This window comes from Comamonas sp. GB3 AK4-5, from assembly GCF_041320665.1.
Classification (GTDB): domain Bacteria; phylum Pseudomonadota; class Gammaproteobacteria; order Burkholderiales; family Burkholderiaceae_C; genus Comamonas.
The window spans coordinates 4885055-4900056 of record NZ_CP166730.1 but is presented as its reverse complement, the minus strand read 5'-3'; the positions used below and the strand labels follow the sequence as shown (position 1 = coordinate 4900056).

The following is a 15002-nucleotide window of genomic DNA, read 5'->3' as shown; positions in this document are numbered from 1 at the left end:
GCAGCGTCTAATACCAATAGGTTATCGGCAGAGGAAACGGGCAGCAGTCCAATGCAGGCAGTGATGCACCGAGGTGGTGCTTTTTTTTGCGTTGATTGGAACCTGCTCCATGCATGCTATTCCTGCCGCAGCCGCCCATCCGGTGCGCCTGCCTTTCTATCGTCAGCTGTATTTCCAGGTGGTGTTCGCCATCATCGTCGGCGTGCTGCTGGGCCACTTTGAGCCCGAGTATGGCGCGGCGATGAAGCCTTTTGGCGATGCCTTCATCAAGCTGATCAAGATGATCATCGCGCCGGTGATCTTTCTGACCATCGTCACCGGCATTGCCAGCATGACCCACCTGAGCGCCGTGGGCCGCGTGTTCGGCAAGGCCATGGCGTATTTCCTGACCTTCTCCACGCTGGCGCTGATCGTGGGCCTGATCGTGGCCAACGTCATGCAGCCGGGCGCCGGCATGCACATCAACGTGGCCGATTTGGACCAGACCGCCGTCAAGGGCTATGTGGCCAAGTCGCACGAGATGACGCTGACCGGTTTTGTGATGGACATCATCCCCAAGACCCTGGTGAGCCCTTTCGTGGGTGACAACATCCTGCAGGTGCTGCTGGTGGCCGTGCTGTTCGGCGTGTCGCTGGCCATGACGGGGGAGGCCGGTAAGCCCATCCTGAGCTTTCTGGAATCGCTGACCAAGCCGGTGTTCAAGCTGGTGAACATCGTGATGAAGGCCGCCCCCATCGGTGCCTTCGGTGCCATGGCCTTCACGATTGGCAAGTTCGGTCTGGGCTCGCTGGTGAACCTGGCCGAGCTGGTGCTGACCTTCTACATCACCTCGGCACTGTTTGTGTTGGTGATTCTGGGTGCCGTGGCCCGCGCTTGCGGCTTCTCGGTCATCAAGCTGATCCGCTACCTGAAGGACGAGCTGCTGCTGGTGCTGGGCACCTCTTCGTCGGAGTCGGCCCTGCCTTCGCTGATGCACAAGATGGAAAAGGCCGGCTGCAGCAAGTCCGTGGTGGGCCTGGTGGTTCCCACCGGCTACTCCTTCAATCTGGATGGCACCAACATCTACATGACGCTGGCTGCGCTGTTCATTGCACAGGCCACCGACATCAATCTGACGCTGGGCCACCAGATCGCCCTGCTGCTGGTTGCCATGCTGTCGTCCAAGGGTGCGGCCGGCGTGACTGGCGCCGGCTTCATCACCCTGGCCGCCACCCTGGCCGTGGTGCCCGAAGTGCCCGTGGCCGGCATGGCCCTGATTCTGGGCGTGGACCGCTTCATGAGCGAATGCCGCTCGCTGACCAACTTCATCGGCAATGCCGTGGCCACCGTGGTGGTGTCCAAGTGGGAAAAGGCGCTGGACCATGACAAGCTGGACGCCGCCCTGTCCGGTGCCACCATGCCGGAGCCCGACGCACACCATGCCTGATGGGCTGTGGCCCTGCTGACTGGATATTCCATGAGAGCCGCCCCCGCTGCAAAGCCGGGGCGGTTTTTTGATGCAGAGGTTGCCGGCATCTGGTGGCAGCGGCATGTTTGCAATGGGTAGCGGCCCATTACACTGCGCCAGATGTTCAGCCAGATCGCGAACCTCCATCGCAAGACCCGATGACGACCTCCCGCAAGCGCGGCCCCACGATCCGCGATGTGGCCAAGGCCGCAGAAGTTTCCACGGCCACTGTCTCCAAATTCATGAGTGGCACGCAGCGCTTCAGCGCTGAAGTGGAAGCGCGGGTTGCCAAGGCCGTGCAGCAGTTGGGCTGGTCGCTCAATCCCATGGCGCGCAGCATGACCACGGGGCGGACGGGCAATGTCGGCATGGTGGTGCAGGACATCCGCAACCCGCATTTCACCAGCATGGTCAAAGGTGCGGCGCGGGCAGCCGCCGCAGCCCAGCTCAATTTGATGGTGGCCGATGCCGAAGAAACCCAGGCGCCCGAGCTGGCCGTGCTGCAAGCCCTGGCGCGCAGGGTGGATGGTTTGATCGTCAGCGCACGGCTGCCCCGCCCGATTTTGGAAGCGCTTTTTGCTGCAGGCACGCCCGTGGTTTTGTATGGTGGGCCCTCGCCGGCGCCCGACCAGCACAGCATCAGCTGCGACAACGAGCAGGCAGGCCGTATGCTGGGCCTGCATCTGCGTGAGCGCGGCTTTCGCAAGATCAGCTATCTGGGTTTTTCCGTCGCACCGTGGAGCGAAGTCCGCTGGTGCGGACTGCAGCATGCGTTTGAAGGGCAGGACGCCGTGTTCACGGCGTTTGATGCCGCATCACCCACCACCGAAGAGGGCGAGCGACTGGCATCGCAGGTGCTGCTGTCGGGTGCGCTGCCCGATGCCGTGGTGGCCTTCAACGATCTGATGGCGCTGGGCTTGCTGGCCGAGGCGCGCGCGTTGGGTGTGCGTGTCCCCGAGCAGGTGGCCTTGGCCGGGTTTGACAACACGGCCTATGGGCGGCTGCAGCACCCTTCGCTGACCAGCGTCGACATGCAAAGCGAGCAAATGGGCGAGCAGGCCATGCAGCGCCTGGCCGAAGTCATTGCGGGTGCGCCCGTCTCCAGCCACAGCATTTTGAGCAGCCGGCTGGTGGTGAGGGAGTCCACCACCCGGAGATTGCAAGATTTTTAAGTTGGTGCTTGCTTTCTCTGTATCTAGGGAAAATCCTTGCTATTCACCATTGACCCTTGGCGGGCTTATCGATCACCATTGCGGCCCATAGCGACCGCCATTTTTTTTGCCCAGAAAGTTAACCGGTTCACTTTATTTCTGAAAAGTACAAAGAAATTATCAATCTTGAAAATGAAATATTGCTTTTTATGAAAAGTTAACCGGTTTCCTTTTTTTGGCAAAACTTGTACCAAAAAAGATGCTGGGGCGCGTTTGGGGTGGTGGTCTGTGCTGGCATGGCTGCAGCCCTGGGGCTGAGCGGTTTCAGCGCTGGGTGCATGGCAAAGCTGCCGGCAGACACCGGCTCCGCAGCCATGCCAGCGTTTCTTTGCTTTCTACGTGGTTCATCAACTTCAATTATTCAAGGAGACTTCAAGTGCCCCCTCGTTTTCAAGCCAAGCACACAGCGCTCGCTGTGGTGTTGATGATGGCCTTCTCATCTGCCATGGCTGCACGCAGCAGCAGCGAACCCCGCATGGCGCCAGTGACGGTGGAGGCCGTGCGCGGGGTGAGTACGCTGGCAGTGGGGTGGAAGTTCATCCAGGACGATGCACTGACGGATGCGCAGGCACTGGCCAGCGATGGCGCAACGTGGAGTACGGTCACGCTGCCCCATACCTGGAATGCGCTCGATGCGGCCAGCACGGCGCAGACCTCGTCCACCAGCGTGGGCTACAAGCGCGGCATTGGCTGGTACCGACTGGAAGTCGACGTTCCGGTCTCCGGCGCTTTGGCTTCCGGCGCCACCCGGTGGCTGCAATTCAACGCAGCCAGCCTGGTGTCGGATGTATGGCTCAACGGCGAGAAGCTGGGCCAGCACAAAGGGGGGTTTTCCGGGTTTCGCTATGACGTCAGCAGCAAGCTGCGTCCGGGCCAGCGCAATGTGCTGCTGGTCAAGGCAGACAACAGCGAGGCCAAAACCAATACCGACCCCACGGCGATTGCTCCATTCAGCGGTGACTTCAATGTGTCTGGTGGCCTGTACAGGGATGTGCAACTGCTGAGCACACCGAGCCTGGTCCACATCGCTCTGGATGACCTGGGCAGCTCCGGCGTCTTTGCACAGACCCAGTCCATACAGGGCGGCAAGGCCACGGTCAGCGTGCGCACCAAGCTCAAGAACGGGCTGGATACCCGCACACCCTTGACGGTACGGACCTCCTTGCTGGAGGCCGATGCCAAGACCGTCAAGAGCACCAGTGCGCGCACCTTGGAGCTTGAGGCAGGTGCGCAGGTGGATGTGGCGCAAGCCCTGGCCGTGCCGCAGGCCCATCTTTGGCAGGGACTGGCCGATCCCTACCTCTACCAATTGGTGGTCGAAGTGCAAGACGCCCAGGGCAAGGTTCTGGACAAGGTGGTCCAGGGCTTTGGCATTCGGCAGATGAACTTCGACAAGCAAAAAGGCTTTGTCCTGAATGGCAAGCCTGTGCCGCTGCGGGGCGTCAACATGCACCAGGACTTTTTGCACAAGGGCTGGGCCATCAACAAGGCCGACACCGATCAGTCGCTGGCCCTGATCAAGGAAATCGGCGCCACCACCGTGCGCCTGTCTCACTACCCCCACTCCACATACACCTTCGAGCAAGCCGACAAGATGGGCCTGGTGGTGATTGCAGAGATCCCTTTTGTCAATGCGGCTTCGGTCGCCTCTCCTGGGGTGTCCTGCAATGTGGACCCTGAAACCACGGGCTTTGCGGAGAATGCGCGTGAGCAGCTGAGAACCTCGATCCGCCAGAACTTCAACCATGCCTCCATCGGTCTCTGGTCCATAGGCAACGAGGTCACCATGGACCCCCACAAGTGCGGGCAGAACGATGCCAGCAACAATGTGCAGGGCCTGCTGCGGACGTTGCATGCCTTGGCCAAGGCAGAGGACCCGGGGCGCATCACCACGCTGGCGTCGGAAGGCGGCTCCAATGCACCGGCGGTGACACTCAGCCCCATTCCGGACGCCTACAGCGTCAACCGCTACTTTCTCTGGTACGGCGGGGATGATCCGCAGGAACTCGGCAGGTTGCTGGACAAGCTGCAGACGCAGACTCCCAACAAGCCCATTGGGATCACCGAGTACGGTGCTGGCGCGGCGCTGACCCATTACACGGACAACCCCTTGGGTGGCCGTATCTGTGCCAGCAACCGTGCGGCCAAGCGCATCTGCTACCAGCCTGAAGGCTATGCCAACTATGTGCACGAGAAGAGCTATGCGGCGATTGCGGCCCGTCCCTTCCTGTATGGCACTTACGCGTGGAATATGTTTGATTTCGGCTCGGGCACACGCCACGAAGGCGATATCGGCGGCACCAATACCAAGGGCTTGGTCACCTTTGACCGGCTGGTCAAAAAAGATGTCTTCTACTACTACAAGGCACAGTGGTCCAAGGAGGCTGTGACCCACATCACGGACCGTCGCTACACCGACCGGGCCTACCCGGTGGCCGATGTGAAGGTCTACTCCAACGGCCAGTCGGTGACGCTCAAGCACAACGGCACCTCCGTGGGCCGCATGGACGCGGCGCAATGCCCGCTCAAAGTCTGCACCTTCAAGGCCGTGCCATTGTCGGCTGGTCGCAACGAGCTGGTGGCCGAAGGCCAGCACGGCAGCCAGCGGCAGGCCGATACGGTGGTCTGGCATGTGTCTCCTGAAGCCATGCAAAGCCGCTTCATTGCTGCCGGCCAACTGGCTTCGGGCCTGGTCTCAAACGATGCCTTGCTGGGCAGCCACAAATTCGGCTCCGACCATTTCTTTGCGGGAGGCAAGCCCAGCAACTTCACGCTGGCCCGCAGCATCAAAGGCCTGGGTCTTGCTGACATGCCGGAGCAAGGACTGGTCTGGGATGCCTACCGCCATGGGCCTTCGTTCAGCTACGACATTCCGCTGGCCAACGGTGACTACGCCGTCACGCTGGGCTTTTTTGAACCCACGGCCAAGGCTGCTGGCGAGCGTGTATTCAACGTGATGGCCAATGGCGCCAAGGTGGTTGCCGATATGGACATCTTCGCCCGCGCTGGCGCCGTTAACACGGCCACCTCGGCCAATTTTAAGGTGGCGGTGAAGGATGGCCGTTTGCAGCTGGGTTTCCACGGCGTGGCTGGCGACGCCATCGTTTCCAACATCTCGGTGGTCCGACAGTAAGGTCGAAGGCAGTGCGCCGGTGCAGGGTGCACTGCCACCTGCGGTCCGTCAAAAAGATAGCTGCCTCAGCGCAGGGGAGCTGCGTATAAGGCCGAAAACCTTGCTATCCAGAGCGGGTGGCGCTGCTCTGCTCCGCTCCGCCATCAGGGCCGCAGCAGCTCCCAGGCCACGCGGGTGCAAGTTCCCCGGTCCTGCAGCGCATAGGTGTCGGCTTGAGGTTTGCGGTGCTCATCAACTTGCTATTTTTTTCAAGGAGATCCCTGTGGCTCTTCGTTGTCAAGTCAAACACACGGTGCTTGCCGTGGCGCTGGTGATGGCCTTGTTGCCGGCCACCGCCGCCACGGGCAGCATCCCCCGTAATGCACCGGTGACCGTGGAGGCTGTGCGTGGCGTGAGCACGCTGGCAGCGGGATGGAAGTTCATCCAGGACGATGCACTGACGGATGCACAAGCGCTGGCCAGTGATGCGGCGGCTTGGAGCGCGGTCACGCTACCCCACACCTGGAATGCGATAGATGCGGCCAAGATTGAGCAAACAACGCCTGCCAGCGTGGGCTATAAGCGCGGTCTGGGCTGGTACCGATTGGAAATCGATGTCCCGGTATCCGGCGCTTTGGCCTCTGCTGCCACCCGGTGGCTACAGTTCGATGGAGCCAGTCTGGTGACGGATGTATGGCTCAACGGCGAGAAACTGGGCCAGCACAAAGGGGGCTTCACCCGGTTTCGCTACGACGTCAGCAGCAAGTTGCGCCCGGGGCAGCGCAATGTGTTGCTGGTCAAGGCGGATAACCGCCAGGCACAGAGCAACGACAGCCCCACCGCCATAGCCCCGCTGGCTGGCGACTTCAATGTGTCTGGTGGCCTGTACCGGGATGTGCTGCTACTGAGCACGCCGAGCCGCACCCATATCGCTCTGGATGACTTCGGCAGCTCCGGCGTATTTGCCCAAACCCAGGCGATACAGGATGGCAAGGCTACGGTCAGCGTGCGTACCAAGCTCAAGAACGGGCTGGATACCCGCACACCCTTGACGGTGCGCGCAGCCCTGTTGGAGGCCGATGCCAAGACCGTCAAGCACACCAGTGTGCAGACCGTGGAGCTTGAGGCTGGCGCGCAGGTGGATGTGGAGCAAGCCCTGGCCGTACCGCAGGCACATTTGTGGCAAGGGCTGGCCGATCCCTACCTCTACAAGTTGGTGGTCGAAGTGCGGGATGCCAGCGGCGTCGTGCTGGACAAGGTGGTCCAGGACTTCGGGATTCGGCAGATGGTCTTTGACAAGCAAAAAGGCTTTGTCCTGAATGGCAAGCCCGTGCTGCTGCGGGGTGTCAGCATGCACCAGGATTTTTTGCACAAGGGCTGGGCCATCAGCCGGGCGGAAACGGATCGGTCCATTGCACTTATCAAGGAGATTGGCGCCAATACTGTGCGTTTGCCGCACTACCCCCACTCGCAATACACCCTGGAGCAGGCAGACAAGCTGGGCTTGGTGGCGATATCAGAGATCCCTTTTGTCAACAGCGCCTCCGTGGTCGCTGCGGGTGTGCCCTGCACGGTGGATCCCGAAACCACAGGCTTTGCTGCCAATGCGCGTGCGCAATTGCAGGAGATGATCCGCCAGCATTTCAACCATGCGTCCATCGGCCTTTGGTCCCTGGGTAATGAGGTCACCCTGGACAGTCGAAAATGTGGGCAGACAGATGCCAACAACAATTTGAAGGACTTGATGCTTTCGCTGCAGGGGCTCGCCAAAGCAGAGAATCCGGCACGTTCCACAACGCTGGCGGCGGAAGGTGCCGTGGTCAATCTCAGCCACATTCCAGACGCCTACGGGGTCAACCGCTATTTCCTTTGGTATGGCGGGACGACGGATCCGGAGCTGCTGGGCAAGTTCCTGGACGAGCTGCATGCAGAGACCTCGGACAAGCCCGTAGGGCTCACCGAGTACGGTGCTGGCGCGGCGCTGACCCATTACACAGACAACCCCTTGGGTGGCCGTATCTGCTCTTGGGCACCGTCGGCCGAGCGAATTTGCTACCAGCCTGAAGGCTATGCCAGCTACGTGCACGAGAAGAGCTATGCGGCGATTGCGGCACGGCCTTTCTTGTATGGCACTTATGCGTGGAATATGTTTGATTTCGGCTCCGGCAGACGCCATGAGGGAGATGTGGGCTACACCAATACCAAGGGGCTGGTCACCTTTGACCGGCAAGTCAGGAAGGACCCGTTCTTCTTCTACAAGGCGCATTGGTCCAAGGAGGCTGTGACCCACATCACGGACCGACGCTACACCGATCGCGCCTATCCGGTGGCCGATGTGAAGGTCTATTCCAACGCCCAGTCGGTGACGCTCAAGCACAACGGCGTCATGGTGGGACGCATGGAGGCGAAGCAATGCCCGACCAAGGTCTGCACTTTCAAGGCGCAGACTTTGTCGGAGGGGCGCAACGAATTCGTGGCCGAAGGCCGGCATGGTGCCCAGCTGCAGACCGACACCGTGGTGTGGCATGTGTCGCCTGAGGCCATGCGCCACCGCTTCATCGCCGCAGGCCAGCTGGCCTCGGGTTTGGTCTCGAACGATCCGCTGCTGGGCAGTCACAAGTTCGGCTCCGACCATTTCTTTGAAGGAGGCAAGCCTAGCAACTTCACATTGACCCGCAGCATCAAAGGCCTGGGCTTTGCGACCATGCCGGAGACCGGACTGGTCTGGGATGCCTACCGCCATGGGCCCTCGTTTAGCTACGACATTCCGCTGGCCAACGGTGACTATGCCGTCACGCTGGGCTTTTTTGAGCCTACGGTCAAAGAGGCTGGAAAGCGGGTGTTCAACGTGATGGCCAACGGGGCGCAGGTGATTGCCGGTATGGACGTCTTTGCCCGCGCTGGCGCCGTCAATACGGCCACCTCGGCCAGTTTCAAGGTGGCGGTGAAGGACGGCCATTTGCAGCTGGGTTTCCACGGTGTGGCCGGCGACGCCATCGTCTCCAACATCTCGGTGGTCAAGCAGTAGGCGCTGGTGTCGTGCTTCGGCAGTGACGGTATGGGCGTGAGTCGTGATCTCGTACCGCGTTCGAGATCAAGCTGCTGCAGAAGACCGTCCCTGCTGGAGTCGGAGGGTGCCGCGTGTCTTGTGCGAAGCCACCGGGTTGGAGGCTGGCTTGGCGCAGGTGCTGTCGATACCACTGTGCTGCTGCGTGGCCCTTTCATTGCGGGTCATGCTGCCCAGCTTGATCAGCAGGCCGGGGTCGCCACCCGTGGTTTCCTGGGCCTGCGTGGTCCATTCGGCCATCTCCGGTGTCTCGCCACGGTCCATCACCGCTTTCGGGCGCAGCAGCTGGGCGTGCAGGCGTGCTGCCAGCTCCACCTGCTGGTCCAGCGCAGCAATTTGCTGCACGATGAGCTGTTCCAGTGAGACGCCGTTGTGGGCCAGCGTGTCACCGATCTGTGCCAGGCCAAAGCCCAGTTGTTTGAGGGCCTGGATCTGGTGCAGGCGTGCCAGGTCGTCGCGGTTGTACATGCGGTAGCCGGCCTCGGATCGGTGCGAAGGCACAAGCAATCCAATCTCGTCGTAGTGGTGCAGGGTGCGCACGGTCAGGCCCGTGCGTTGGGCCAATGCGCCGACTTTGAAAACAGGGATCGCTCTCCTTCTGAAGCCCACTGTGGTCCCTGTCGCAACGTGAGGGTCAAGCCATTTTTTGGGCATGGGCCGGCGCGGTGCTCTTGGGAGTCGGTTGCCAGCGTGTTTATCCAATTCAATAGCTGTTTGTGCAGGAGTGGTCAGCGTTAAAGACATAAAACATGCAGTCTGCACGCGCTGCCTGCTGCTCAATATGCGACTCAATAGGCACTGAGCTGTGCGGCCTTCAATGCCTTGCGGATGGCTTGGGCGATTTGCTTTTGACGCTCCTTGGGCATTCTTTCCTCGATGGTGGCCACGCTGATGCCTGCAATCGGTTCGCGACCGGTGTCGTAGACCGGCATGCCCACTGCCAGTACGCCCTTGGTGGCGTGGTTGCCTACGGTCGACCAGCCTCTTTCGCGGGTGGCGCCGACCAGCAGGCGCAGCAGCGCTGGCGTCATGTCGCCATACAGCGGCAGTGCGGGCGTGTTGAGGCCGATGACTGCTTCCGCCTCGCGGTCGGACAGGGCAGAGAGCAAGGCCAGGCCCGCAGCGCCCACCCCCAGGGGTTGCCGTGTGCCGACCTGGATCTCCAGCACCTGCACGGGATAGCTGCCCATCTGGCGTGCGATGCAGTGCGACAGGCCGCCTTCACGGACCACGGCATAGGCCGCATCGCCGCAGGCCGTGCTGATGGCGGACAGCACGGGGGCCAGGCGCTGGGCCAGGTCCTGCCGCTGTTGGACTGAGGGCGCCAAAGGCCCCCAGCGCTCACCCGGGGCGTAGTGAAAGCGCGCCACCTGGGTCACATAGCCCGCTTGCTGCAGCGTCGCCAGCAAGCGGTAGACCGTGGCCCTTTCCAGCCCGGCTGCCTGGCACAGCGCTGTGACCCGCAGGCCTTCCGGTGGGCCTGCAAGCACCGCATCCATGACCTGTAGGCCACGGCGCAGGGTGCGGCTGTCGTCATGGGCAGAGGGTTTGTCTGTGGGTATTTTGTCCATTCTGCGGACATTTTCATTCATTTTTTCGGAGATGCAGGAGAACAATTCGGCGCACTGGGTACGGCTGCATAGACAAAAACCGCAGCGACAGATGCCCGGATGACAGAGGCCAAGGAGACAAACATGAAGACAGAAATTCCCCGTCGATCCCTTGTGATGGCACTGAGCGCCGCCTGCGTTGCCGCAGCACTGCCATGTGCCGTTCAGGCTCAGGAGGCGCAGTGGCCCACCAAGCCCGTGAAGCTGGTGGTGGGCTACGCGGCAGGTGGTGCCACGGATGTGGTGGCCCGCCTGGTGGCCCACAAGCTGGGCACCGAGTTGGGTCAGCCCATCATTGTGGAAAACCGCACCGGTGCGAACAGCAATGTGGCGGCCGAGGTGGTGTCCAAATCGCCGGCCGATGGCTACACGCTGTATGTCTATGTGATTGCCAACACGATCAATGCCACACTCTACAAGAAGCTGGGCTACGAGCCGGTCAAGGGCTTCGAGCACATCGGCATGATCGCCAAGATTCCGAACCTGCTGGTGGTCACTCCCCAGCTGCCGGTCAAGACCGTGCAGGACTACATCCAGTTTGCGAAGACGTCCAAGGACGGCATCACCTTTGCTTCTTCCGGCAGCGGTTCGTCGATTCACCTGTCGGGCGAGATGTTCAAGCAAAAGACCGGCATCCACATGTTGCATGTGCCGTACCGCGGCAGTGCGCCGGCCATTACCGATTTGCTGGGCGGCCAGGTGCAGTCCATGTTCGACAACGCGCCTTCGGCCATCGGCCATGTGAAGAGCGGCAAGCTGCGAGCCGTGGCCATCACCAGCAAGGAACGATCGCCGCTGTTGCCCGATGTGCCCACGGTGGCGGAGTCGGGGATTCCCGGTTTCGAGGTGGAGTCCTGGTTTGGGCTTTCTGCGCCCGCCGGCACGCCGCAGGCCATCGTCGTCAAGGCCAATGCCGCGCTGAACAAAGCGCTGTCAGATGCTTCCGTGCGCCAGCGTTTGGCGGACATGGGCGCCACTGCATCGCTGAGCACCCCAGGCGAGATGCGTGATTTGGTCGCCAGCCAGGTGGTGAGCTGGCGTGACGTGGTCAAGGCATCCGGCGCCACGGTCGAGTGATTTTTCCCCGTTCGAGAGAGATTCCATGTACCCGATAGATTTCTTCTGGCGCGCAGCTGCGCGCTGGCCGCAGCGTGTGGCGATCGATGCGCCCGAGGGTTGCATCACTTACCAGGAACTCGCCGAGCGCGTGTGTGCCACGGCGGCAGGCCTGGTGGCGCTGGATGCCATGCCGCAGTCGCGCGTGGGCATCTGCGCGGGCAACAGCGCAGACCACATCGTGGTGCTGCTGGCCGTACTGGCTTGCGGCAAGGTCTGGGTGCCGCTCAACCCCAAGAGCACGCAGCCCGAGATTCGCCGCGTGACGGATGCCATCGACGCCAGCATTGTGGTGGTCGATGCGGCCTATGCCCACCTGGTGACGGAGCGCACGGCGCAGCGCGTGTTGATTGGTGACAGTGCGCAAGAGGGCACGACGCTGGCGCAGCTGATGGCCACGCACGCTGGTGCGTTGGCGCCGGTGTTTTCGCTGCCCGACGACGCCACGCAGGCCATCAAGTTCACGGGCGGCACCACCGGTGCGCCCAAGGGCGTGATGCAACCCTATCGGGCCTGGATGACCAACATCGTCAACCAGATCCATGCCTGGGGCTTTGATGAGCACGACCGCTATGTGATGGCTGCCCCCATCACCCACGGCACCTCGACCTATGTCCTGCCCATCCTGGCGCAAGGTGGCTGCCACCTGATCATGGAGGGCGTGGGTGCTACTGCTGTGCACCGCACTTTCAAGGAGCGCGGCGGCACGGTCTGCTTCATGCCGCCGACGCTGGTGTACATGCTGATGGCGCTGGAAGGCGCATCCCGCGCGGACTTCCCACAGCTCAAGCGCCTGATCTACGGCGGAGCGCCCATGCCCCCCGAAAAGATTCGCGAGGTGCGTGCATTCTTTGGCCCGGTGCTGGGTACCACCTACGGCCAGACGGAAGCGCCGCAGATTCTGACGGTGATGCGCCCGGAAGATTTCGAGGACGAGCGCAACTGGGCAGCCGTGGGCCGCAAGACCTGGTACAGCGATGTGGCTGTGATGTCGCCCCAGGGCGACATCCTGCCGGTCGGAGAAGTGGGCGAGGTGGTGGCCCGGGGGCCGCTGGTAATGAGCGGGTACTGGAAGCTGCCCGAGAAGACGGCCGAGACCTTGGTCGATGGCTGGCTGCACACCGGTGATCGCGGCATGTTTGATGCGCGCGGCTACCTCTACCTCAAGGACCGCCTCAAGGACATGGTGATCACCGGGGGCTTCAACGTTTATCCCGTCGAGGTCGAGAACGCGCTCGGCAAGCACCCTGCCGTGCACGAGTGCGCCGTCTTCGGTATCCCCGATGACAAATGGGGCGAGTGCGTGCAGGCCGCCGTGCAGCTGCGCCCGCAGCAGCAGGTGAGCGAGGCCGACCTCATCGCTTTTGTGCGTGAGCAACTGGGCCCGGTGCAGACCCCCAAGCGCATTCATTTTCACCAGGACCTGCCGCGCTCGCCCGTGGGCAAGGTGCTGAAGACCGCCGTGCGCGAGCTGGCCATCCAGAGCAATTGAGAAAGACCGTTATGACTACCCACTCCAAGACCCCCACCACCAGCCTGTGCACCCACACGCTCACCAGCTTGCATTACGGCAACACCAATCTGGTGGAAGACCTGATGGGCCAGAAAACCTTCACCGAAGTCATGCTGATGCAGATCCTGGGCCGTACACCCCGGCCGGTGGATTTGCGCATCACCGATGTGGTGCTGATCGTGTTGATGGAGCATGGCCTGACACCCAGTGCTATCGCCACCAGGCTGATCTACATGAGCGCGCCGGAGAACCTGCAAGGTGCCGTATCCGCTGGCCTGCTGGCGGTGGGCAGCTCGTTTGTGGGCACGATGGAGAATTGCTCCCGGATGCTGGACCGCATCGTGGCCGCGCCCGATGCGGATGCCGAAGCGCTGGAGATTGCGCACCACTACAAGGCGCAAAAAAGCCTGGTGCCAGGCTTTGGCCACCACCTGCACAAGCCGGTCGATCCGCGTGCCTACAAGCTGCTGGAGCTGGCACGTGCCGAGCCCGATCTCAAGGGCGACCGCGTGCGCGCGTTGGAAGCCCTGTCCCGCGCGGTGGATGCTGTGGCCGGCAAGCCCATCACCATCAATGCCACTGGTGCGGTGGCCGCCTTATTGGGTGAGCTGGAGGTGCCGACCAATGTGATGCGCGGCTTTGCCGTGATCTCCCGTGCGGCGGGCCTGGTCTCGCACATCGTGGAGGAGCAGCGTGACCCCTCGGGGCGCTTCATCTGGGACACGATCGAGCATGCCATTCCCTTTGTAGCGGCCAAGGGCGGCAAGTCTGGCGATTCCTCGCCTGCCTGAAGTGCGCACTGCCTGGGCGAGGAGACCGTAAAAACGCTCTCAGGGCCGCAGCAGCTCCCAGGCCATGCGGATGCGTTGCGCATCTCGGCCCAGCTTTTTGCTGTCGGGCAAGCGCCCGGCCCAGGCCATGCGGGCCACACTGTCCGACAGGGCTTGCTGGGCGTCAGGCGACAGCGTCTGGGCCCAGGCCTGCCATTGGGCACGGGCAGCGGGCAAGGCTGCTGCGGCCTGGAGAATCCAGGCGGTGGAATGGGCAAAGCACAAGGCATCGCGGGCGTGGCACAGGGGCAGGGGCAAGGTGGCGGAGGGGTCGTCTTCGAAGTCGATATAGCCGATCACGCCATCCGGGCAGCGCACCAGGTTGCGGGCAAAGGCCTGGCTCAGGCAGGTGCCGGTCTTGTGTACCTTGGTGAGGGATTGCAGCCCCTGCTTCCACAGCGCCAGCACGGCGGCGCTGCCGCGTGCCACGGCCTGCTCCATCTCATTGCCCAGGCTGGGTGTGTCCTCGCCGGGAGCGCCCAGGTGGCGCATCAAGAAGCCGTCATCACAGGCCGCCAGCACCTCGGGCACCCGCAGGCCGCGGGCGGCCAGATCACGCAGGCGGCTGACCTCGGTGGCAATGGCGGTGTGGCCGCCCAGATTGGGCACGGGGGCCAGCACCGGCATGTGCAGCCCGCGCGCCACGGCGCCCAGCAGGCGGTAGCGCCAGGCCCCATGGCTGCGGCCCGCGCGCTTGAGCCACAGTGTTTCGGAGGGCTGTACATAGCGCATCACCGCATGGGGCTGGCTGTGCACATGGGCCAGCAGGAAAGCGTCGTAATCCAGGGCGGTGGAGGGCAAGGCAGTAGAAGGCACGGTCAGCAGTCCGGGAACAGGGCAAGGCGTGCCGCAACAGCGGCGCGAAATGGGGGATTGTGCCGTGTTGGCACTTGCCTGGCCTGGCCTGGACGCTGCGCAGCCATGCTGGCGTGGCCCAGACCAGGGCACGGTGCACGGGCCAGGCCCCGCAGCAAAGGCTGCCGGCACCATGGCTTGGGCATGCCGCTTTTGTGCTGCGGCAAAGACTGGGTTGGACCCGCATCGCCTCCAAACGGGCACGGCCCAGGTCAAGGGCAGCCAGCAAGGGCCTACGCCA

The 15002-nt window shown here is 62.5% G+C and carries 10 protein-coding genes; 7 read left to right on the top strand and 3 right to left on the bottom strand.

Translation table 11 applies throughout. The annotated features are described in order from the left end of the window. Nucleotides 1–109: 109 nt before the first annotated feature. The 4 genes from ACA027_RS21665 (at nt 110) to ACA027_RS21650 (ending at nt 8798) form a co-directional block, all read left to right on the top strand. The gene (locus ACA027_RS21665) at nt 110–1426 is read left to right on the top strand and encodes a dicarboxylate/amino acid:cation symporter (RefSeq protein ID WP_370680249.1); all 1317 of its coding nucleotides are present in this window, start codon (nt 110–112) and stop codon (nt 1424–1426) included. Nucleotides 1427–1605: 179 nt separating this feature from the next. Beyond that, nucleotides 1606–2619, top strand: a complete 1014-nt coding sequence (locus ACA027_RS21660) for a LacI family DNA-binding transcriptional regulator (RefSeq protein ID WP_370680248.1) — start codon at nt 1606–1608, stop codon at nt 2617–2619. 415 nt (nt 2620–3034) lie between these two features. Further along, the gene (locus ACA027_RS21655; protein WP_370680247.1) at nt 3035–5791 is read left to right on the top strand and encodes a glycoside hydrolase family 2 TIM barrel-domain containing protein; all 2757 of its coding nucleotides are present in this window, start codon (nt 3035–3037) and stop codon (nt 5789–5791) included. Nucleotides 5792–6053: 262 nt separating this feature from the next. Then, nucleotides 6054–8798, top strand: a complete 2745-nt coding sequence (locus tag ACA027_RS21650) for a glycoside hydrolase family 2 TIM barrel-domain containing protein (RefSeq protein WP_370680246.1) — start codon at nt 6054–6056, stop codon at nt 8796–8798. A 66-nt stretch (nt 8799–8864) separates the two neighbouring features. Here the strand turns inward: ACA027_RS21650 and ACA027_RS21645 are convergent, their stop codons facing one another. Both ACA027_RS21645 and ACA027_RS21640 read right to left on the bottom strand, forming a co-directional pair. Beyond that, nucleotides 8865–9401, bottom strand: a complete 537-nt coding sequence (locus tag ACA027_RS21645) for a MerR family transcriptional regulator (protein WP_370680245.1) — start codon at nt 9399–9401, stop codon at nt 8865–8867. Nucleotides 9402–9625: 224 nt separating this feature from the next. Then, entirely contained in the window at nt 9626–10408 is a 783-nt protein-coding gene (locus tag ACA027_RS21640; protein ID WP_370680244.1) for an IclR family transcriptional regulator, read from the bottom strand. 123 nt (nt 10409–10531) lie between these two features. Here ACA027_RS21640 and ACA027_RS21635 point away from each other — a divergent pair, with 123 nt between their 5' ends. From ACA027_RS21635 to ACA027_RS21625, 3 genes are read left to right on the top strand one after another with little or no spacing between them, the layout of a single operon-like run. Further along, a complete protein-coding gene (locus tag ACA027_RS21635) occupies nt 10532–11524 on the top strand; it encodes a tripartite tricarboxylate transporter substrate binding protein (RefSeq protein WP_370680243.1) in 993 nt (330 codons plus the stop codon). Nucleotides 11525–11549: 25 nt separating this feature from the next. Beyond that, a complete protein-coding gene (locus ACA027_RS21630) occupies nt 11550–13055 on the top strand; it encodes a class I adenylate-forming enzyme family protein (protein WP_370680242.1) in 1506 nt (501 codons plus the stop codon). Between the two features lie 11 nt (nt 13056–13066). Continuing rightward, nucleotides 13067–13867 carry a citryl-CoA lyase gene (locus ACA027_RS21625; RefSeq protein ID WP_370680241.1) on the top strand — a complete coding sequence of 267 codons (801 nt, stop codon included), beginning with the start codon at nt 13067–13069 and terminating at the stop codon, nt 13865–13867. 39 nt (nt 13868–13906) lie between these two features. Here the strand turns inward: ACA027_RS21625 and ACA027_RS21620 are convergent, their stop codons facing one another. Beyond that, on the bottom strand, nt 13907–14728 hold the full coding sequence (locus ACA027_RS21620) for a hypothetical protein (RefSeq protein WP_370682655.1): 822 nt from the start codon (nt 14726–14728) through the stop codon (nt 13907–13909). Nucleotides 14729–15002: the final 274 nt, after the last annotated feature.